20 protein-coding genes are annotated in these 20,474 nt (G+C 66.0%); 9 read left to right on the top strand and 11 right to left on the bottom strand.

Going from position 1 to position 20,474, the window contains the following annotated elements; genetic code table 11:
- Positions 1 to 97: 97 nt before the first annotated feature.
- Positions 98 to 718, top strand: coding sequence for a type IV toxin-antitoxin system AbiEi family antitoxin domain-containing protein (locus B0I00_RS12540; protein ID WP_100867702.1), 621 nt, complete (start codon positions 98 to 100; stop codon positions 716 to 718).
- Positions 719 to 731: 13 nt separating this feature from the next.
- Positions 732 to 1,577, top strand: a complete 846-nt coding sequence (locus B0I00_RS12535; RefSeq protein WP_198519231.1) for a nucleotidyl transferase AbiEii/AbiGii toxin family protein — start codon at positions 732 to 734, stop codon at positions 1,575 to 1,577.
- Between the two features lie 112 nt (positions 1,578 to 1,689).
- Here B0I00_RS12535 and B0I00_RS12530 read toward each other — a convergent pair whose 3' ends face one another.
- Both B0I00_RS12530 and B0I00_RS12525 read right to left on the bottom strand, forming a co-directional pair.
- Positions 1,690 to 2,592, bottom strand: coding sequence for an ImmA/IrrE family metallo-endopeptidase (locus tag B0I00_RS12530; protein WP_100867700.1), 903 nt, complete (start codon positions 2,590 to 2,592; stop codon positions 1,690 to 1,692).
- Entirely contained in the window at positions 2,589 to 2,963 is a 375-nt protein-coding gene (locus B0I00_RS12525; protein WP_100867699.1) for a helix-turn-helix domain-containing protein, read from the bottom strand. Before B0I00_RS12525 ends, B0I00_RS12530 begins: the two co-directional genes overlap by 4 nt.
- Before the next feature lie 151 nt (positions 2,964 to 3,114).
- Here B0I00_RS12525 and B0I00_RS12520 point away from each other — a divergent pair, with 151 nt between their 5' ends.
- From B0I00_RS12520 to B0I00_RS12505, 4 genes are all read left to right on the top strand, one after another.
- Positions 3,115 to 3,837 carry a multiubiquitin domain-containing protein gene (locus B0I00_RS12520; RefSeq protein ID WP_198519230.1) on the top strand — a complete coding sequence of 241 codons (723 nt, stop codon included), beginning with the start codon at positions 3,115 to 3,117 and terminating at the stop codon, positions 3,835 to 3,837.
- A 20-nt stretch (positions 3,838 to 3,857) separates the two neighbouring features.
- The gene (locus tag B0I00_RS12515; protein WP_100867697.1) at positions 3,858 to 5,240 is read left to right on the top strand and encodes a ThiF family adenylyltransferase; all 1,383 of its coding nucleotides are present in this window, start codon (positions 3,858 to 3,860) and stop codon (positions 5,238 to 5,240) included.
- Positions 5,240 to 5,584 carry a DUF6527 family protein gene (locus B0I00_RS12510; protein WP_100867696.1) on the top strand — a complete coding sequence of 115 codons (345 nt, stop codon included), beginning with the start codon at positions 5,240 to 5,242 and terminating at the stop codon, positions 5,582 to 5,584. Before B0I00_RS12515 ends, B0I00_RS12510 begins: the two co-directional genes overlap by 1 nt.
- Before the next feature lie 591 nt (positions 5,585 to 6,175).
- The gene (locus B0I00_RS12505) at positions 6,176 to 6,940 is read left to right on the top strand and encodes a sulfite exporter TauE/SafE family protein (protein WP_100867695.1); all 765 of its coding nucleotides are present in this window, start codon (positions 6,176 to 6,178) and stop codon (positions 6,938 to 6,940) included.
- A gap of 15 nt (positions 6,941 to 6,955) precedes the next feature.
- Here the strand turns inward: B0I00_RS12505 and B0I00_RS12500 are convergent, their stop codons facing one another.
- Complete coding sequence (locus B0I00_RS12500) at positions 6,956 to 7,825, bottom strand: HpcH/HpaI aldolase/citrate lyase family protein (RefSeq protein ID WP_269800241.1); 870 nt, start codon at positions 7,823 to 7,825, stop codon at positions 6,956 to 6,958.
- A 5-nt stretch (positions 7,826 to 7,830) separates the two neighbouring features.
- Positions 7,831 to 10,113, bottom strand: coding sequence for an NADP-dependent malic enzyme (locus B0I00_RS12495; protein ID WP_232730227.1), 2,283 nt, complete (start codon positions 10,111 to 10,113; stop codon positions 7,831 to 7,833).
- A 112-nt stretch (positions 10,114 to 10,225) separates the two neighbouring features.
- On the opposite strand from B0I00_RS12495, the gene mutS reads away from it, so the two are divergent.
- Both mutS and B0I00_RS12485 read left to right on the top strand, forming a co-directional pair.
- On the top strand, positions 10,226 to 12,841 hold the full coding sequence (gene mutS / locus B0I00_RS12490; protein WP_232730226.1) for a DNA mismatch repair protein MutS: 2,616 nt from the start codon (positions 10,226 to 10,228) through the stop codon (positions 12,839 to 12,841).
- A 23-nt stretch (positions 12,842 to 12,864) separates the two neighbouring features.
- Positions 12,865 to 13,056 (top strand): hypothetical protein, encoded by a 192-nt coding sequence (locus B0I00_RS12485; RefSeq protein ID WP_100867692.1) that lies wholly within the window; start codon positions 12,865 to 12,867, stop codon positions 13,054 to 13,056.
- Between the two features lie 3 nt (positions 13,057 to 13,059).
- Here the strand turns inward: B0I00_RS12485 and B0I00_RS12480 are convergent, their stop codons facing one another.
- The 5 genes from B0I00_RS12480 to B0I00_RS12460 are packed head-to-tail and all read right to left on the bottom strand — an operon-like array spanning position 13,060 to position 17,343.
- Positions 13,060 to 14,289, bottom strand: coding sequence for a WcaI family glycosyltransferase (locus B0I00_RS12480; protein WP_232730225.1), 1,230 nt, complete (start codon positions 14,287 to 14,289; stop codon positions 13,060 to 13,062).
- A 10-nt stretch (positions 14,290 to 14,299) separates the two neighbouring features.
- Positions 14,300 to 15,475 (bottom strand): nucleotidyltransferase domain-containing protein, encoded by a 1,176-nt coding sequence (locus B0I00_RS17280; protein ID WP_100867690.1) that lies wholly within the window; start codon positions 15,473 to 15,475, stop codon positions 14,300 to 14,302.
- A 7-nt stretch (positions 15,476 to 15,482) separates the two neighbouring features.
- On the bottom strand, positions 15,483 to 16,055 hold the full coding sequence (locus tag B0I00_RS12470) for an LptA/OstA family protein (RefSeq protein ID WP_232730224.1): 573 nt from the start codon (positions 16,053 to 16,055) through the stop codon (positions 15,483 to 15,485).
- On the bottom strand, positions 16,055 to 16,699 hold the full coding sequence (locus tag B0I00_RS12465; RefSeq protein WP_100867688.1) for an LPS export ABC transporter periplasmic protein LptC: 645 nt from the start codon (positions 16,697 to 16,699) through the stop codon (positions 16,055 to 16,057). The genes B0I00_RS12470 and B0I00_RS12465 overlap by 1 nt, the downstream gene beginning before the upstream one ends.
- Before the next feature lie 23 nt (positions 16,700 to 16,722).
- Positions 16,723 to 17,343, bottom strand: a complete 621-nt coding sequence (locus tag B0I00_RS12460) for a ribonuclease D (RefSeq protein ID WP_100867687.1) — start codon at positions 17,341 to 17,343, stop codon at positions 16,723 to 16,725.
- 69 nt (positions 17,344 to 17,412) lie between these two features.
- Between B0I00_RS12460 and ung the strand changes: the two genes are divergently transcribed.
- On the top strand, positions 17,413 to 18,102 hold the full coding sequence (ung, locus tag B0I00_RS12455) for a uracil-DNA glycosylase (protein WP_100867686.1): 690 nt from the start codon (positions 17,413 to 17,415) through the stop codon (positions 18,100 to 18,102).
- Here ung and B0I00_RS12450 read toward each other — a convergent pair.
- The gene (locus B0I00_RS12450; RefSeq protein ID WP_100867685.1) at positions 18,099 to 18,983 is read right to left on the bottom strand and encodes an ATP-grasp domain-containing protein; all 885 of its coding nucleotides are present in this window, start codon (positions 18,981 to 18,983) and stop codon (positions 18,099 to 18,101) included. The two genes, ung and B0I00_RS12450, sit on opposite strands and share 4 nt — an antisense overlap.
- Positions 18,984 to 19,033: 50 nt before the next feature.
- Positions 19,034 to 20,470: a glutamate synthase subunit beta gene (locus B0I00_RS12445; RefSeq protein WP_100867684.1), complete on the bottom strand. Its 1,437-nt coding sequence runs from the start codon at positions 20,468 to 20,470 to the stop codon at positions 19,034 to 19,036.
- Positions 20,471 to 20,474: the final 4 nt, after the last annotated feature.

The raw sequence follows: 20,474 nt of genomic DNA, 5'->3' as shown, positions 1-20,474 counted from the left end.
CGATGTCTGAAATTTGTATCCGTGTTCCGGACACAGTCTGGTTTTGATTTGTTACAAAACCTCTGATAAAAATGATTCAGCTTAGAGGATTTGTAACGTGCCTGGAGAGAGTGCCAACCAGCGGGAAAAGCTTCGCGCGCTGATCGGCGGGCACTCAATCCTGCGCGCGCAGGAACTGCGCAAAGGCGGAATAGCCGGCGTCACCATCCAGCGAGCGCTCGCAGATGGCGATCTCATCCGTATCGGCCGCGGCCTGTACCAGGACCCACATGCCGAAATCGACAGCGGGCTGTCGCTTGCAGAAGTCGCCAAACGTGTGCCCAAGGGTGTCATCGCGATGACCTCCGCGCTCGCCTTCCATGGCCTCACCGATCAGATGCCGCGCAAGACGTGGGTGGCGATCGGCGTCAGCGACTGGTCTCCCATATCGGGGATCCCGCCGGTCCGTATCGTCCGCTTTGCCGACAAGTATCTCGATCAGGGCGTCGAACTGCACCAGATCTCGGGGGTCGAGGTGCCGATCTACTCGGCCGCCAAGACCCTCGCCGACATGTTCCGCAACGGCCGCCTGGTCGACCGCTCGATCGCGGTCGAGGGACTGCGCGCGGCGCTGGAGGAACGCAAAGCCAGCCCGGGTGAAATCGCCGAGGCCGCCCGTGTCGGCGGCGCCTGGCGCATCATGCGGCCATATCTCGAGGCGCTGACGTTCAATGGCTGAACCTCCAAAGAACTTGGCCGCCTCGGTCAAGGCCCGTCTGCTCAATATGGCCCGCGAGCAAAGTCGCAACTTCGATATCCTGCTGGTGCGCTTCGCGCTCGAGCGCCTGCTCTTTCGCCTTGCGCAGTCCGAACATCGCGACCGTTACGTGCTGAAGGGAGGAATGCTCGTTACCCACTGGCTCGAGCACGACAATCGCGAAACCAAGGACATGGATTTCCTCGGCTTCGGCCCCGACGATGCGGAGGCCATCAAGCAGACCTTTGCCGGCATCATGGCGATGGAGGCCGAGGACGGCCTGATATTCGATGTCGATGGTCTTGCGGCGAGGCCGATCCGCGAAGAAATGGAGTACGGCGGGATACGTCTGCGCACCTACGCTTATCTTGAGCGCACCCGCATTTCGATCACCCTTGACATCGGGTTCGGCGACGCGCTGGCGGATGCCGGGCAGGTCATGGATTACCCTTCGCTGCTCGGAATGGAGCGTCCCAACATTCGCAGCTATCCGCCCGAAACGGTCATCGCCGAGAAGTTCCAGGCAGTGGTTGCGCTGGGTCTGGCCAACGGCCGGATGAAAGACTTCTACGACCTGTGGGCGTTACCGCGGACGCTCGCGCTGGACGAGGCCGCGCTCGACGCCGCGATCGCCGCAACCTTCGCCCGCCGCCAGACGGCGGTGCCGACACACTGTCCGCCCGGGCTGTCGGACGACATGTCCCGGGACCCGGCCGCCGCGCAGCGCTGGCGCGCCTACATTGCATCGCTCGATCATCCTGAGCTGTCATTTGCCGACGTATTGGGGGACATCTGGATTTCGCTGGCGCCGAACTGCGCGCGCCTTCTAGGTGCCAAATGATGCTACCGCGACCGCAATCCAGACTCATAGGCAGATGCACATCTGAGCCACGCACCTGGCGCCAACGTGGACAAGGCGCGCAAACGCTACAAGGTGCTTAGCCGGGTTCCACCTATGAAGTCCTGAAAGCCTTTTTGGGGCACGCGAACAGCAGAATATTGAACGTCGTGTCCAGCGCCTCGCCAATGAACTCGTGCTGATCGCCGTTGAGGTCGGTCAGGATGAAGGTGGTTGGCCGGGTAACGCGCCGGCCTCCAAGCGGGATCAGTGGCCAAAGCGCGTGCCCCGGAGTGATCAGTGTTGTCTGCGGCCGCCCGAACATCCGTTCATAGGATGGCGACACCTCGACCCGCCTGACCGGCGCGCAAATCCCCAACGCCGATCGAACCTCGGTCGGCTCCAGTGCGGCGACAAAACAGACTTGGTGATGGGTACGCGCATACTCGCGGATCGACGCATACATCGAGGTCTTGAACTGGGATTGCAGCTTTTTGATCGACGCGAAGGCCAGCGGCATGTCCGCCGCGCGTTGCTTGAAGGCATCTCCGTTGAACATGACGAACCGTGCGAAATTGTTGGCCTCGCGCTCGAACTGATCGGCGATGGATGGCTCTAGCTCCTGTTCGCTGTCCTCGAAGAAGCGGAACAATTTGCGCTGGTGTGGGAGCTCGAAGTGCCCGGTCTCATGGAGTGTCAGAAACAGCTGTTTGCCGGGAGTGAGCGAATCATCGATATGAATGATCTCTTCGGACGCATCCAGAATGCCGAAGATCTTTCCAATTGCCGACTTAATCGTCTTAGCGACCTGGGTACCCTTGACGGCGATATAGGCCTTGATCGAACGCGGATCGAAGACGCTGTATGGCGCTAGCTTCAGCTTTGCTGCGGCCAGAACATCGCCGAGCGGTAGCGGCACGGCACCCCAGGCGTCGGACCGGTGGAGAAGGTTTGTAGCGATTGTCTCAACCTTCAACAGCTCTCCCGAGCTTAGGGAGCTGTCGTCGGGACGCATCATTTATCGTCCTTCTGCGCTCGAAGAAATTTCAGGAACCGCAGCAACTCGGCTTCTTCGTCATCTGTAAGGCTGATCTCGGCGAACGTTGCCGCGCGCCCGTGTCGCTCGCCCGAGGCATGTTGTACCGGCGCGCGCAAATAGCCCGCTAACTCCATCAAGTGGGTGTAATCGACTTTATAGAGTTCGGCCAAGGCGTGCAGGACATGCGGGGACGGGGCGCCGACCTTGTCATTCTCGATTTGACTTAGATAGGCGTTGGACACTTCCTTCCCCGTTGCTTCCTCGACCTGCCGAAGCGTCAGTTTCCGATCGCTTCGAATCGCCGCCAGATGGACGCCCAGCGTCACCGGTGACTTGTTTAAGCCTGACATGAGTTGGGTCCTTGGGAGCTCCAGAGTGAGTGAATCTAAGCCACTCCGCGTGATTTATCAAGCGCGCTTGATCTGCTTGACATTTCAAGCACGCTAATCCTACAATGCAGAATGCGGCGGCAATTTCGCTCTCGCATCCAAGGAAATGCCCATGACCGCCGATAATGAAGACGAGCCGCCGCTCGATGAACTGGACATCGAAGCCTTCACGGCTGCCAATCCGCACGACAAGAAGCCCCGGGCCACGCGCTACGCGTTCCGGGTGAACAAGAAGCGGGTGACGACCACCGATCCTAATCCGACCCGCGAAGAGATCCTTACGCTGGCCGGCTTCGTTCCCGTCGAGGAATACCGTCTGCGTCTCAAGAGCGGCAAGGGAGACCCGGTGGAGATCCAGCCGGCCCAGCACGTCGATTTAACCCAGCCGGGCGTCGAGCGGTTCGTCGCCAACAAGCTGCATGTGCAGGACGGCCTTAGCGAACGACGCGAGTTCGCGTTGCCGGAAGAGGACACCGCGTTCTTGAACGGCCTGGGGCTGCACTGGGAGGCGGTCAACTGCGGACAGCTCTGGATCTTCGTGCGTGGTTGGAGCCCGCCGGAAGGGTTCGAGCCCGGACAAGTGGACATTGCCTTCGACGTTACCAGCTATCCGGCGGGCGTCATCGATATGGCGTATTTCAGTCCGGCGATCAGCCGTACCAGCGGGGCCAGCATTCCGCAGGCCGATGTTACCGTCGAAATCGACGGGGAACGCTGGCAGCGCTGGTCGCGGCACCGGGTCGAGGGCGTGAACAGCTGGAATCCGGAAAGCGACAGCATCGCTTCCCACTACGGTTACATGCTCGATTGGTTCAAGCGCGAGCTTGACCGGTGACACAGACTTTCACGCTGACGATGGCCGAAAAGGAACAGATGGAGCTGATGGCCCATCTGTTCCCGGGCGACAGCAAGGAATCGGCTGCGATCGGATTATGTTCGTTGGGCGCCAGCAAAAATCCCGTCCGCGTGCTCGTCAAGGAGATCGTTCCTGTCCCGGTCGAAGTCTGCACGCTGCGCACCCCGGTCGCGATCCAGTGGCCGTTCGAATGGCTGGACCCACTGTTGTCGCGCGCTGCGGCGGCCGGCCTTTCCGTTGTTAAGTTCCACTGCCACCCAGGCAACCAAGCGTACTTTTCCGAGATCGACGATGTCGGGGACGACATCTTCTTTGAAAATCTGCACGGATACCTCGACAACGATGCGCCCCATGCAAGTGTAGTTGTTATGCCGTCCGGGCAAATGTTGGGTAGGGTCGGCCTTCCCGATGGATCGCAGCGCGCCATTGCTCAGATTGGCATTGCTGGCCGGCAGCCGCAGTTTTGGTGGTGCGATACACAATCAGACAGCTCCACTACCCTGGGAACGGTCGGGCGGCATTCGCGCGGATTTGGCCAAGAGATGCGCAGCGAACTCAGGCGGCTGAGCATTGGCATCGTTGGGGTGTCAGGAACCGGCAGCATCGTCGCCGAGCAATGTGCCAGGCTAGGATTCGGCCGGATTATCCTTGTCGATCCCCAGCGCGTCGAAACCAGAAATCTCGACAGGATCGTGAGCGCGAACGCGGCAGATGCGCGTGCGGGCACGCACAAGGTCGTAGTCGCCAAGAGAGCGATCGACGCGCTAGGATTTGGCACCGAGGTGGTGGCCATCCCCGCGAATATCGTCGATCGCGATGCAGTGGTTGCGCTGGCTAGCTGTGATGTTCTGGGCGGTTGCGTCGATGGTGCCGAAGGCAGGGCTATCCTTGATCGACTGGTGGCCAGCCAGCTGCAACCACTCGTCGACGTCGGCGTTGGCGCTGTGGCTGACGACGACGGCGCGATCGATCAGATCGACACGGCTGTGAACTTCGTTGTCCCTGGAGGATCGAGCCTTCTTTCGAGGGGTGTCTACACGTCCGAGCAGGTCCACGCCGAAAACTTGGCAAGGGTCGCGCCGGAAGAATATGCACGGCAGCGAGCGGAAAAATACATCAAGGGCCGCGACGAGGAGCAGCCGGCCGTCATCAGCATCAACATGATTGCTGCGGCAAGCGCGGTGCTCGAGCTGATCGCGCGGCTTTACCCATTCCGGCATAACACCAATCTGGCTGCCTTCGATGCGGTGCGCATGAACTTGGCCGAAGTGGAATTCACCATAGAGACTTACGAAAAGCCATGCCCGGTCATGGGCAAATTGCTAGCAATTGGCGGCCGCGAACCGCTGCTCAACATGCCGCAGCTTTCGAGGAAAAGCTAATGTCAAAGCGCAAATCGCTGCCAAGGCGCGTGGGTCTTTGGCTGCAGGACAAGTATTTTGCCCGCTGGGGGAGTTACCGCGTGGTCGAAGACGAGGATCTGCCCGACGAGGCCACACCAGGTAAGCTTTACCTCGTTGGCGAGGATGGCAGGTACTGGATTGCCGCTATGCGATGTCCCTGCGGATGCGGTAACTTGCTCGAAATGAACCTTTTGGCCGATAGCGAGCCAGTGTGGTTGCTCAGGGTCGTCGCGGACGTACCGACCTTACATCCATCCGTTTGGCGCAAGGACGGATGCAGGGCGCACTTCCTGTTACGCAATGGCCGGATCATCTGGTGCTGATACAGATTCTGGAGGGAAAAGCATGCCGGCACGGAATGGTCCACGAGGCGAAATCACTGCGACAGAAGCCAACGGAGAGCCTGTCCTCATCCCGGTCTACTGGAAGCGGGGCTCGACCTATCTTTCGCTCCGCGGTCATGAGCATCTTGTCCACCCATCGAACCTGCGCCGAGCGAACGGTTTCGCGATAGTAGCCGATTTGGTTTATCATGTCTCGGACCCCGTTTACCGTCCACGGTAGGCGAGCAGCACGAAGCAGGCTCGCTAATCAGTGCCGAATCCGTCGCCTTCGGGTCGACGCGCCACCAGCCTGCTTCGAGGTAAGCGTAGCAGAGGTTGGGCGACGTCCTGACCGCAACTTGGTGATTACCCGGTGATTGCTGGAGCAGATATTGGATCCAATTCGGAGGTGAAAAGCGAATGAACATCAGCAAGTTACTTGGATTACGCCATAAAATGTGGTATTTCCGATTCCGGCGGCGTTAGCTACCGCACGAAAGGTGCGCTTCGGCGCGCGTTGAAAGAACTTTCTCGCTCGGGCTGCGTTGAAACTCTATCAAACCAGTCGACTATCGCGCGAATCGAGCTTTCATGGATTTCTCCACTTTCAATCTCGAAGCCCTGCTGCCGTTCATCGGCGTCGGCTTTGCCGCGCAACTGGTCGACGGAGCGCTGGGCATGGCCTTCGGGGTCATTTCGAACACCCTGCTGGTCGGCGTCATGGGCGTGCCGCCCGCGCTGGCCTCGCAGCGGGTTCACATCGTCGAATGCTTCACCACGGCAACTTCGGGCATCAGCCACCTGCTCCACGGCAACATCGACCGGAAGCTGTTTTTCCGCCTGCTGCTGCCCGGCGTCGTCGGCGGCGTCCTTGGCGCCTATGTCCTCTCGAACCTCGATGCGGGGGTGGTGAAGCCGTTCGTGCTGCTCTACCTCACCGCGATCGGCCTCTATATCCTGGTGCGCGGGCTGCTCTATCCGCCGCAACTGAAGGAAGCCAAGTTCATCGCCCCGCTAGGCCTGTTCGGTGGGTTCCTCGACGCGGCGGGCGGCGGCGGCTGGGGCCCGGTGGTCACTTCGAACCTGCTGATTCAGGGCGCCGATCCGCGCAAGGTGGTCGGCACGGTCAACGCGGTCGAGTTCTTCCTGACTCTGACCGTCTCGGCGGCCTTCATCTATCACCTGGGCATCGCCGACCTTGCCGGGGCGACGCTGGGCCTGCTGATCGGCGGGATCGTGGCCGCGCCCATCGGGGCCTGGGCGGCGAAGCACTTCAATCCCAAGGTGATGCTGATCCTGGTGGGCGTGGTGCTGACCCTGACTAGCGCCTACGGCGTCTACCGCGCCTGGGGCTGACCTGACGCGCCGGGCCTAGCGGCCTTCGATCTGCGCCGCGATGGCCAGGATCTGTTGCGCCTGGGCGTGGTGCAGCAATTCGACCATCTTGCCATCGACGCGCAACGCGCCCTTGCCGGCGGCCTCGGGCAGGCCGAAGGCGTCGACCACGCTCTGCGCCCAGGCAATTTCCTCGGCGCTTGGGGAGAAGGCAGCGTTGCAGATCTCGACCTGTGCGGGATGGATCGCGCTTTTGCCGTCGAAGCCGAACTCGACCCCTTGCGCCGCCTCGGCGGCCAGCAGGTCGGCATCGTGGATCGCGTTGCACACCCCGTCGATCGCGACGAGGCCGTGGGCCCGCGCGGCCGCGACGGTCAGCGTCAGGATCGGCAGGAACGGCGCGCGCCCGGGCAGCAGGCGAGCGCGCATTTCCTTGGCAAGATCGTTGGTACCCATGACGAAGGTGCTGAGCCGCGTGGACGCGGCAAGGGCGGCCACGTCGAACAGGCGCGGCACGACGGCGCAGGTTTCGATCATGACCCACAGCCGGGTGTTTGCCGGCGCGCCGGCGAGCGCGGCATCATAGGCTTGGACATCGTCGGCCGATGCGATCTTGGGCACCAGCACCCCATCGGGACCGGCAGCGGCAGCGGCGGCAAGGTCATCCGCGCCCCACGGCGTGTCGAGTGCGTTGCAGCGGATCACCACTTCGCGCCGGCCGAAGCCGCCTTCGCGCACGGCGGCCACCGCCGCTTCGCGCGCCTCTGCCTTCATGTCCGGCGCAACGGCATCCTCGAGGTCGAGAACGATCGCATCGGCCGGCAGGCTACGCGCCTTGGACACGGCCTTGGCGTTGCTGGCCGGCATGTAAAGGACCGAGCGGCGCGGACGCGACGGCGGCTGCACGGCGCCTAGCCCGCGACGCCAGCGGCCGCGAGCACGGCCAGCGTCAGGACGTCGGGCGCGATCGCGGTCATCGGAATGATCTGGACCGGCTTCTCCATGCCGATCAGCATCGGGCCGATCGTGGCATTGCCGGCCAGTTCGCGCAGCAGCTTGGCCGAAATGTTGGCCGATTGCAGGCCGGGCATGACCAGCACGTTGGCTGGCCCCGACAGGCGGCTGAAGGGATAGTTCTTCATCACCGTCGGGTTGAGCGCGGCATCGGGCGCCAGCTCGCCTTCATATTCGAAATCGGCGTTCTGCTCGTCGAGGATCGCCACCGCATCGCGCAGCGGCTCGAGCCACCGGCCCGACGGGTTGCCGAATGTCGAATAGGACAGGAAGGCGACTCGCGGTTCGTGGCCCAGCCGCCGGGCGACGGCGGCAGTTTCGGTCGCGATGCGGGCAAGGTCCTGGGCTCCGGGGCGCTCGTTCACCGTCGTGTCGGCAAGGAACACGGTGTAGTTCTTGCCGATCATCAGATGGATTCCGAAGGGCAACTGGCCAGCCTTCGGGTCGAGAACCTGGCGCACTTCGCGCATGGTCTGCGCAAAGGTGCGGGTGATGCCGGTCACCAGCGCATCGCCGACGCCCAGCTTGAGCAGGGCCGAGGCGAAGATGTTGCGATCCTGGTTGACCATGCGGCGCACGTCGCGCTCCATGAAGCCGCGGCGCTGCAGTTTTTCATAGAGCAGCGCAATCATCGCGGGCACGTGGACGCTGCTGGCCGAGTTCTCGATCTGCCAGTCGTCCGGGTTGCTGACCCCCAGCTCTTGCAGCTTGGTGCGCACGGCCTCGGTCCGGCCGACCAGCACCGGCTCGCCATAGCCGTAGTCGCGGTACTGGATCGCGGCGCGCAGGACGATCTCGTTCTCCGCCTCGGCAAAGATGACCCGCCTGGGATTGGCCTTCACCGTCTCGTAAACCTGGGTCAGGACCGATGTGGTCGGGTTGAGCCGGGCCTTGAGGCTGGTTCGATAGGCGTCGAAGTCCTCGATCGGCTTCTGCGCCACGCCGGTGTCCATCGCAGCCTTGGCCACGGCCGAGGACACGACCTCCATCAGGCGGGGGTCGAACGGTGCGGGGATGATGTATTCGGGCCCGAACTGGTGGCTCTTGCCATAGGCGGCGGCCACTTCGTCGGGCACGCTCTCACGGGCCAGTTCGGCAATGGCCGTGGCCGCGGCGATCTTCATCTCCTCGTTGATCGCGGTCGCCCGCACGTCGAGCGCGCCGCGGAAGATGAAGGGGAAACCAAGGACATTGTTGACCTGGTTGGGATAGTCCGAACGCCCGGTCGCGACGATGGCATCGGGGCGCACGGCCTTGGCCGCCGGCGGGGTGATTTCCGGGTCCGGGTTGGCCATGGCGAAGATGATCGGCGAAGGCGCCATCTTTTCCACCCATTCGGGCTTCAGCGCGCCGGCCGCCGACAGGCCGAGGAAGATGTCCGCGCCGACCAGCGCCTCTTCCAGGGTGCGGTGGGTTGTGTCGATCGCGTGCGCGCTCTTCCACTGGTCCATGCCGCCTTCGCGGCCGCGGTAGATCACGCCCGAGCGATCGCAGACGGTGACGTTCTCGTGGCGCACGCCCATCGACTTGATCAGCGCGGTGCAGGCGAGCGCCGAAGCGCCAGCGCCGTTGACCACGACCTTCACGTCCTCGAACCTGCGGCCGGTCAGGAAGCAGGCGTTGGCCAGGCCCGCCGCGGCGATGATCGCGGTGCCGTGCTGGTCATCGTGCATCACCGGGATCTTCATCCGCTCGCGCAGCGCCTGCTCGATCACGAAGCATTCGGGGGCCTTGATGTCCTCGAGGTTGATGCCGCCGAAGCTGGGTTCGAGCAGGGCGACGGCCTCGATGAACTTGTCGGGGTCTTCAGTCGCCACTTCGATGTCGATCGAATCGACATCGGCAAAGCGCTTGAACAGCACCGCTTTGCCTTCCATCACCGGCTTGGAGGCCAGCGCGCCGAGGTTGCCCATGCCGAGAATCGCCGTGCCGTTTGAAATCACCGCCACCAGGTTGCCCCTGGCGGTGTATTCGTAAGCGGCGGCCGGATTGTCGGCGATGGCCTGGACGGGGACCGCGACGCCCGGCGAATAGGCCAGCGACAGGTCGCGCTGGGTCGCCATGGGCTTGGAGGCGATGATCTCGATCTTACCGGGGCGGATCGTGCTGTGGTAGAACAGCGCCTCGCGTTCTGTGAAACGCACATTGCTTTCGCTGGTCTGGGTCAGGTCTTCGGCCACGCGGTAACTCCCCTTGTCGGCCCGCCCCTAACGCAGCATTGCGCCACGCGATAGGGGAAAGCTGCGCCGTTCCTCTCCCGAATCGGGCTCACTGCCGTTACGGCAGCACCGCATGTCAACGCCCGCAACGCCGATGATGACCCAGTACCTCGCGCTCAAGGCCGAAGCGGGGGATTGCATGCTGTTCTACCGCATGGGCGATTTCTTCGAACTGTTCTTCGACGATGCCAAGCAGGCGGCACAGATCCTCGACATCGCGCTGACCAGCCGGGGCGAACATTTGGGCGTGCCGATCCCGATGTGCGGGGTCCCGGTCCATTCGGCAGAAGGCTATCTGGCGCGGCTGATCAAGGCCGGGTGCCGGGTGGCCATCGCCGAACAGATCGAAAGCCCGGAGCAGGCGAAGACGCGCGGCGGATCGAAAGCCCTGGTGGCGCGCGACATCGTCCGCTTCGTCACCGCTGGCACGCTGACCGAGGAGGCCCTGCTCGAACCGCGCCGCGCCAACCTGCTGGTCGCGCTCTGCGCCGTGCGGGGTCAGATCGGCATCGCCGCCTGCGACATTTCGACCGGCCGGATGGAACTGGAGGAATGTTCTGCCGACCGCGTCGGGGCCGCGCTCGCTCGGCTTGGCGCCAGCGAAGTCGTCGCGCCCGAGGACTGGACCGACGCACCACTCGACGCCATTGCGCGCCCGGCGCGCGACTTTGCCAGCGACAAGGGCGAGGCTGGGTTGAAAGAGATCCACGGCGTCGGGACGCTGGATGGCTTCGGCTTGTTCACCCGCGCCATGCTGGCCGCGGCGGGCGGACTGGTCGCCTATCTCCACCACGTCGGGCGCGGCAAGTTGCCGCTGCTGCTGCCCCCCGTGGCGCGGGCCAGGGAAGCGCACCTCGCGATGGACGAGGCGACGCGGGCCAGCCTCGAGATCCTGGTGGCGAGCGGGGGCACCCGGCGCGGCAGCCTGGTCGAGGCGGTCGACCGCTGCGTTACCGGCGCCGGAGCGCGGCAACTGGCCGACGACCTGTCCGCGCCGTTGACCGACCGCAAGGGGATCGAAGAACGGCTGGCACTGGTCGCCTGGCTCCACGACGATGCCCTGCTGCGCGGCGATCTGCGCGCCGTGTTGCGCGGTCTGCCCGACCTTGGACGGGCGCTGGGCCGGATCGTCGCCGGGCGGGGCAGTCCGCGCGATCTTGGCCAATTGCGCGACGGGCTGTCCGAGGCGCGGCGGATCCATGATCACCTGGCCAAGACAGCGGACCGCCCGGACCTGCTCGAGGCGCTGCTCCCCTATCTTACCGGACACGGAGCGCTGACCGATCTCTACGCCCGTGCGCTGGTGCCGAGCCCGCCGACCGAACGCGGACAGGGCGGCTATATCGCCGAAGGCTACGATGCCGCGCTCGACGAGCTGCGCCGCATATCGGGCGATGCCCGCCGGGCGATCGCCGCGCTCGAGGCGAAATACCGCGACCAGACCGGAATTGCCGCGCTCAAGGTGCGGCACAACGGCGTGCTGGGCTATTTCATCGAGGTCCCGGCCGGCCGCGCGGACGCACTGATGGCGCCGGACAGTGGTTTTACCCATCGCCAGACGATGGCAGGCGCGGTGCGTTTCAACGCCTTGGCGCTGCACGAGGAAGCCAGCCGCATCGCCGAGGCCGGAGGCCATGCCCTGGCCGCCGAGGAGTCTCACTTCGAGGACCTCGTCGCCCGGGCCGTGGCGGCGCGACACGCGATCGCTGCTACCGCCCAGGCCCTGGCCAGGATCGACGTTGCCGCCGGGCAGGCCGAACGCGCGGCCGAGGGCGGCTGGTGCCGCCCGGCCATTGTCGACGAGGCGGTGCTCGACATCGAAGGCGGCCGCCATCCGGTGGTCGAGGCGGCCCTTGCGGCCGGCGGCAGGGGCGGGGGCGACCGTTTCGTCGCCAACGATTGCCACCTCATCCCGCAGGACCGGCTGTGGCTGGTCGGCGGGCCGAACATGGGCGGCAAATCGACCTTCCTGCGGCAGAATGCGCTGATCGTCCTCCTAGCCCAGGCCGGCGGCTTCGTGCCCGCCGCGCGCGCCACGGTCGGGCTGGTCGACCGGCTGTTCAGCCGGGTCGGCGCCTCGGACAACCTGGCGCGGGGGCGCTCGACCTTCATGGTCGAGATGGTCGAAACCGCGGCGATCCTGGCCCAGGCAAGCGAGCGCAGCTTCGTCATCCTTGACGAGGTCGGGCGCGGCACCTCGACCTACGATGGACTGGCGCTGGCCTGGGCGGTGGTCGAGGCAGTCCATGGCTCCAACCGGTGCCGCTGCCTGTTCGCGACGCATTATCACGAACTGACCCGGCTGGCGCAAAGCTGCGAGGCATTGTCGCTCCACCACGTCCGCGCGCGCGAATGGAAGGGCGAACTGGTCCTGCTGCACGAGGTGGCCGACGGACCGGCCGACCGGTCCTATGGCCTCGCCGTTGCCAAGCTGGCCGGTGTTCCGGCACCGGTCGTCGCGCGAGCGCGGGCCGTGCTCGACCGGCTGGAAAAAACCCGCGCGGAAAGCGGCGGGCTGGCTGCGGGACTTGGCGACCTGCCGCTGTTCGCCGCGGCGATGGAACACCAGGAGGAAGTGGTCGATGCGCTTCGTGAACGGCTTTTCGCGCTGGACATCGATGCGCTCACCCCGCGCGAGGCGATAGACCTCCTCTACGAGCTCAAGCGCGAGGCGCAGAGCCTTTCTTAAGGGCTGCGGAGTAGAACGGGGCCATGTTCGGCCCGTCGATCTTTTCGGTGTTCCGCAGCCGCTGGCGCGCGCTGTGGTGGGCTGGCAGCATACTGTTGCTGGCCTACTGTTCGGTGCCGGCCGCCGAAGAGACGGCGGCGCCGCAAGCGAGCGCATCGGACATGGCCGCCGTGGCCGACGCACTCAAGGCGATCGACGAGGCACCCTCCGAATAGGACTCAGTCCGCCGTATCGAGCGCTGCCGCCCAGCGCGCGATGATCGCGGCCTTGCTCCACCGGTCGCTTGCCCGCGCGGCCGCCGCTGCACCCAGCACGGCACGCCGCGCTGGATCGTCGGCAAGCGCGGCGATCGCCGCCGCCAGGGCTTCGGCGTTCTCGGGCGGGGTCAGCACGCCGCAACCCTCGACTTCGGTGTAAAGCCCGGTCCCCGGCTCGGTCGTCGCGACGATGGTCCGGCCCGAGGCGAGCATGTTGGTCAGCTTCGAGGGGAGCACGAGATCGGCCGCTCCGGCGATCTGCGGCAGCAGGTGCAGGTCGGCCATGGCGAGCGTGGCACCCATCCGTTCTGCCGGTTGAAGATCGCGCAGCTGCACGTTCGGCAGCCCTGCGGCGCGGCGCTCCAGCGCCGCGCGGTTCGGCCCTTCGCCGCAGATGACAAAGGCGATGTCTGTCCGGCGTTCGAGCAGGCGTGCGGCATCGACCAGCACCTCGATTCCCTGCTTGCGCGCGATGTTGCCCGAATAGAGCGCCACCATGTGCTCCTCGAGCCCCCATTGGCGGCGCAGGGCAGCAGCGCCGGCCGCATCGGGGACGAAGCGGTCGTCGGCCCAGTTGCGCAGTTCGAGCGCGCGCGCCGGATCGACGCCCTTGGCCGCCAGCCGCGCGACCATCTGCGGGCTGATCGTCGAGACCCGGTCGGCCCGGCGCAGGATGAACCGCTCGAGCGCCAGCGCCAGTCTTGCAGCGAGGCCGCCTTCGCGCAGCAGCCCGGTGGCGACCGCCGCCTCGGCCTCGAAATCCTGGACGTGAACCCACAGCCTGGCGCCGGCCAGCCGCGCCGCGATCCACGCGGTCAGGACGGCGAGCAAGGCCGGGGCCACGGCAATCACCGTGTCGGGCCGGTCGCGGCGTAGCGCCATGCGCAGGGCCGCCGGCAGCGAAGAGAGCGCGAAGCTGGCAAGGTGGACAATGCGCTTGAGGCCGGTGGGGTCGGCCGGAATGTAGTGCGGGCAGCGCGTGACGCTGACACCTTCCTCGCAGGTCGTGCGATAGCCCGAGGCAAACCCGGCCTGGCGCCGCCACTGCGGGTAATACGGCTGGCCGCAGATCACCGACACCGTATGGCCGCCTTGTACGAGCGCCTCGGCCAGGCCTTGCGTGTAGGGACCGATGCCGACCGGTTCGGGCGCGTAGTTCAGCCCGATGATCAGGATGCGGGACCCCGGCACGGTGCAGCGATCAACCCTGCAGCCAGCGGCGGAACCGGGCGAGATCGCGCGCTTGCCGACGCTGCGCCGGGTCGGCGAGAGAGGCGGCGAGGCTGCGGAGCTTGCCGATGGTCCAGGCAAGGCGGCCGCCGTCCTGTGCGCGATCGATCCGGGTGCCTTCATCGTCCGCCACGCGGACCCGCCCTGCGGCAAGATCGTGCACCTTTCCGAAGCCGCCCGTGGCGAGCGTAGCGAGGAAGCGCGCGTTTATCTTGGTGGTGAAGTCCTGCAGCAGCAGACTGCGGGCAAGGTCCAGCATCGCATCATCCGGCGCCGCGGGTTCGGCGGCATGGCGGGGCAAGCCGGCCGCGCCGTGATAGTGCCGCACCAGCGCGAGCACGAGCGCAGCGCCATCCGCCCAGCTTTCCGCCTCGGCGCGCTGCCAGAACAGGTCCCAGTCGATCGACTGGCTGGCGGCGAGGAACCGCACGTCGGTGAGGAGTAGCGGCCCGCAATCGAAACGATGGCCATAGACGGCGTGTACGACGAGATGGGCCAGGAGATCTGCCGGGGCGGGATAGCGCAGGCCGTCCTTCACGATGGCGCGGCCCCGCAGGGCATGCTCGTCCCCCTCGGGCGTGGCGTATTCGAGCCGTCCGTTGCGTTCCATCAGGCGGGCATGCAGTTCCAGCATCGTGCCGCGCGGCATCCGCAGCGGCGGCATGTGCTTGTCGAGGCGGGCCGCCTCTTCCAGCGCGATCTTGCTCTGGCCGACAAGGGTATGGCCGGCCGCGCGCAGGGCTTCGAAAGCGGGCAGGATGCGGTCCGCCGGGACGAGGATGTCGATGTCGCGCATCGGCCTGAGGGCCGCCTCGGGATAGGCGTTGCGGGCAAGGAACGCACCCTTCAGCGCGACCGGCTCGAAGCCTTGCGCATCGAGCAAGGCCATGGCGTCGGCGGCGTCGGCGTGCTGGACCAGCGCGGTCAACGCAGCCTGGCGATAGGCGACGGCCCAGTCGCGGCGCAGCTCCTCGGGGATGGCGTCTTCGGTTTTGTGGCGATGATGCAGCCACGGGCCAAGCCGGTGCAGCGCGGCGAGCGTGCCGATGGCTTGCCAGTCCGCTGCGATGGGGGCCGACAGATCAGCCGTCGTGGCCGTCCCGGCGAGGTCGAGCAGCGTCCGGACCGCGATCCCGGGCCGGGCCAAGTCCGGGTCAGTTCCGCTTGGGAACCGAAAAGGTTCCCGTCACCCGGCCACCCCCGCTGGTCGAGCCAACGGGCGCGCCCACGGCCGACGAGCCGCCGCTGGCGCTGCCATCGACGCTGGACACGCCGGTGGCGAGGTCGATCACCAGCCGCCCGCCGTTCAGCGTGTCGGACCCGCGGCGCAGCGCAACGTTGCCGGCCATGGTGATGATCCGGCGGTTGAAATCGTAGATCGCGACATCGCCGCGCGCGCTTTCGTTGCCGCGCGTCACCTGCACGCCGCCGGTCGCGTCGATCCGCTGGATGCTTAGCGACCCGGCATCGGTATAGGCCACCGTAGTGCGCGCCGCGCGCAGGTTGAGCCCGGCCTGGGTGATCGCGACATTGCCAGACAGGACCACGCGGTTCTGCCGGTCCTGCAGCTCGATCCGGTCGGCCGCATAGCTGACCGGGGCGTTGCTGTTGTGCCCGGCGATCGCCTGGGCATCGGTGCGCCCGATCGACAACGTCGCAACCGTGCCAACGGCCAGGCCCACACCAAGCGAGCGCAGCGCGGTCGTAAGAAGCGACGTTTCGGCCATCATGGCATCCTGAGCTTGCCCGGTGCCATCAGCAGGCGGGCGTTACCTTCCAGCGCGACGGTGCGCGCGCCGAGATCGGCCACTAATTGGTTGGCGCTGAAAGTTCCAGCCGGAATGGCACCCCTTACTCCGCCGCTGCCGATGACGCGGCGGGTCTTGAGGTCGATCGAGACGTTGCCCGCCGCCATGCGATAGCCGTCGGCGGCGGTGAACAGGACCTGGTCGGGCACCGTCACGCGCTCGAGGTCGTAGTCATACTGGCCGAACGGGGCGGTCAGCTCAGCCGGGCCGTCGGCCAGGCGGATGCGGGCAGCCAGCGCATCCATCCTGACCACCGGTTCGCGCGCGCTCTGCTGGACGGCATCGCCGGCAGTCACAGTGAAGGGCCGTCCTTCGTTGTCGATGCCGCGGTACAGCGCATCGGCCACGCGCACGCGGTCCTGCGTGATCGCCACCTTGTTGCGGTCGAGCAGGAAGCTCACCTCGCCGCGCGGAAACAGCGGCTGCACGATCATCGCCGCGGCGACCACGCCGACCAGCCCCGGAAGCCATTTCGCCAGGAAGCGGACGCGCCGGTCGTGCGAACCGCCTGGGGCAGCCCACAGGCGGCGCTTGTCGCGGTTGATGTCGGCGGCCTGGCTCATGGTGGTGCGCTATTGCCGCCTGCTCATGACTCGTGGCTGAAGATATCCTTGTCGGGCCAGCCGGCAAGGTCGAGCCGCGCGCGCGCGGGCAGGAAATCGAAGCAGGCCTGGGCCAGGGCGCTGCGGCCCTCGCGCTCCAGCCGTTCGGCCAGGATCACCTGCATCGCGTGGAGATAGCGAACGTCGGAGGCGGCGTACTCGCGCTGCGGCTCGCTCAGTTCGGCGCCGCCCCAGTCGCTCGACTGCTGTTGCTTGGACAGCTCCTTGCCGAGCAGTTCGCGCACCAGGTCCTTCAACCCATGGCGGTCGGTATACGTGCGGACCAGCTTGCTGGCGATCTTGGTACAGAACACTGGCGCGGCCACGACACCAAGGTAATGCTCGATCGCAGCAAGATCGAAGCGGGCAAAGTGGTATAGCTTGACCCGCGCCGGATCGGCCAGGACGGCCTTGAGGTTGGGTGCGGCATAGTCCGAACCGGGCTTGAACCGGACCAGGTGTTCATCGCCCTGACCGTCGGCGATCTGCACGACGCAGAGCCGATCGCGCGGGGTAATGAGGCCCATGGTTTCGGTGTCGACGGCGACCGGCCCGGCAGCGAGCACGCCAGCGGGGAGATCCTCTTCATGAAGGTAGACAGCCATATGGCCAAGGTGCTTAGGCCCTTAAGCGCGGCTAGGAAAGCCCCGACAGGCGCGAAGGACGACGGAGCGATGGGCAGTGGCGATGCGGTTCCGGATTCGTGGCGCGCGGTACTCGAACCCGTGCTGGAAACGCCCGCAGCGCGCCGCCTCGGCGGGTTCGTCCGCGCCGAGGAAGCCGCCGGCAAGATCGTCTATCCGCCGCGCGGGGAGCGCCTTGCCGCGCTTGACCTGACGCCGCTCGACGCGGTCAGGGTGGTAATCCTCGGGCAGGACCCCTATCACGGCGCAGGCCAGGCGCACGGCCTGTCGTTTTCGGTGCAGGACGGCGTGAAGGTGCCGCCCAGCCTCAGCAACATCTACAAGGAGCTGGCGGCCGACCTCGGGCTTGCCCGGCCCGATCACGGCAACCTGACCAAGTGGGCGCGGCAGGGCGTCCTTCTCCTCAACAGTTCGCTGACGGTGGAGGACGGCAAGCCGGCTAGCCACGCCGGCAAGGGGTGGGAAGCGATCACCGATGCGGTCGTGGCCGCGGTGGCCGCCAAGGACGAGCCTTGCGTGTTCATGCTGTGGGGCAACCACGCCCGCAAGAAGGCGATGAGCGTGCCGGGGCTGGGCCGCGGCAGCCGCCACCTGATCCTGACCGCGCCGCACCCCAGCCCGTTGTCGGCGCACTCCGGCTGGTTCGGCAGCGGCCACTTCGGCAAGGCCAACGCGTTTCTGGCCTCGCAGGGGCGCGGAACGATCGACTGGTCGCTCTAACCGAGGCGGCGCGCCATCGCATCGGCCAGCCGTTTGCCAAGGTCGGGGCCCTGTTCGGGATACAGATAGGGTTCGATCAATTCCGCCTCCATCACGGCCAGCGCGCCATCGGCGCGGCGCACCATGTCGATCCGGGCGTAGAGCGGCGGCTGGGCGAAGGCCAGCAGCGCCATCACCGCTTCGGCGGCGCGGCGATCGGCGGCAGAGGGGTCGAGCGCTTCCTCCGTGCCGCCGTAAAGCGACTGAATCCGGTAATCGCCGGCCGTGGCGCGCTTGATCAGGGCATGGCAAAACCGGCCATCGACGAAGATGAAGCTCAGTTCCCCCTCGCTCGCGATCGCGGGCAGGAAGGGCTGGATCATCGCCGGCTGGTCGATCGACCAGTCCGCCGCCGGCGGCGAGTTGCGGGTAAAGCTGTCCTGCCCGATCGCGCCCGCACCGACCCGGCGCTTGACCACCACCCGATCGGTCCCGAACCGGGCGAAGGCGGCAAGAACATCGGCGGGGCCCGCGCTGTCGGGCCACAAGGTCGGGATCGTCACGGCGCCGCGCGCCTCGAGATCCCTGAGGTAGAGCTTGTCGGCGTTCCAGCGCACCACCTCGACCGGGTTGCAGACAGTGACCCCGGCCGCTTCCAGATCGGCGAGGCGAATCAGGAACTCGTCCTTCGCCTCGGTATAGTCCCAGGGCGTGCCGAGCAGGGCGAGATCGAACCTGGCCAGCTCGTCAAGCGGCGCGCGCCAGTCGATGTCGGTGACGGTGCCGCGCGCACCCACGCCCTGGCGCACCGCCTCGAGGTAGAGGTCGTGCTCGAAGGCGTCGGGGCGCCGCACGGGCGAACCGGGCAGGGTTTCCGGGCAGGAGAGGAAGGCGATCTTCATGCCCGCCGGTTAGGCGGACGCGGCGCGGTTGGGAAGGGCGAACCGCCGGCCTAGCGCGGCAGTTCGCTGACCCCCATCAGGACTTCGTCGACCGAGCGGGCGGCCTGGCGGCCTTCGCGGATCGCCCAGACGACCAGGCTCTGCCCGCGGCGCATGTCGCCGCAGGCGAAGACCTGAGGATCGCTGGTGCGATAGTCGATCACATTGGCCGCGACATTGCCGCGCGGGTCGAGATCGACCCCGGCCTGGTCGAGCAGGCCGGCCTTGCGCGGCCCGGTGAAACCCATGGCGAGGAAGATCAGGTCGGCGGGGATCGTGAACTCGCTGCCGGGCATTTCCTGCATCTTGCCTTCGACCCATTCGACGCGCACGCAGTCGAGGCCGGTGACCTGCCCGTCCTTGCCGGCGACGCGCTTGGTCAGGATCGCCCAGTCGCGCTCCACCCCTTCCTCGTGGCTGGACGAGGTGCGCAGCTTCATCGGCCAGTCGGGCCAGGTCAGTGCCTTATCCTCCTTTTCGGGGGGCTTGGGCATGATTTCGATCTGGGTGACCGAGGCTGCACCCTGGCGGTTCGACGTGCCGACGCAGTCGCTTCCCGTATCGCCGCCGCCGATGACGACGACGTGCTTGCCGGTCGCCGTCAGCGATCCGCGCGGCGCGGCGCGCACCTCGTCATCGCCCGCGTTGCGCTTGTTCTGCTGGGTGAGGAATTCCATGGCGAGCCGCACGCCCGGCAGTTCAGCGCCGGGGATCTCGAGCCCGCGCGGCTGTTCGGCGCCGCCGGCGAGGACGATAGCGTCGAAGTTCTCCTTCAGGCTCTTCATCGAGATATCGACGCCGACCTCGGTGCTGGTGCGGAAGGTCACGCCCTCGGCCTCCATCTGCACCAGGCGACGGTTGATGAGGTGCTTCTCAAGCTTGAAGTCGGGAATGCCGTAACGCAGCAGACCGCCGATGCGGTCGTTCTTCTCGAACACCGTCACCGAATGGCCGGCGCGCGCCAGTTGCTGGGCGGCGGCCATACCGGCGGGACCCGAGCCGACGACGGCTACGGTCTTGCCGGTGCGCTGTTCGGGCACCTCGGGCACGACCCAGCCGTTCTCCCAGCCCTTGTCGATGATCGCGCATTCGATCGACTTGATCGTGACCGGCTGGTCGATCAGGTTGAGCGTGCAGCTTGCCTCGCACGGGGCGGGGCAGATGCGCCCCGTAAACTCGGGAAAATTGTTGGTCGAATGCAGCGTTTCGAGCGCGGCCTGCCAGTCCCCTTCGTAGACCAGATGGTTCCAGTCGGGGATGATGTTGTTCACCGGGCAGCCGTTGTGGCAATACGGAATGCCGCAGTTCATGCATCGCGAAGCCTGCGCGCGCAGCGCCGGTTCGGCGTGCGGAACGACGAATTCCTTGTAGTGCTTCACCCGCTCCTTCGGATCGGCATAGGTCCGATCCTGGCGGTCGAGCTCGAGAAAGCCGGTTTCCTTACCCATTGTG

Source organism: Novosphingobium kunmingense (genome assembly GCF_002813245.1).
GTDB lineage: Bacteria > Pseudomonadota > Alphaproteobacteria > Sphingomonadales > Sphingomonadaceae > Novosphingobium > Novosphingobium kunmingense.
The sequence above is the reverse complement of the archived record's forward strand: the minus strand, read 5'-3'. Positions and strand labels throughout refer to the sequence as shown.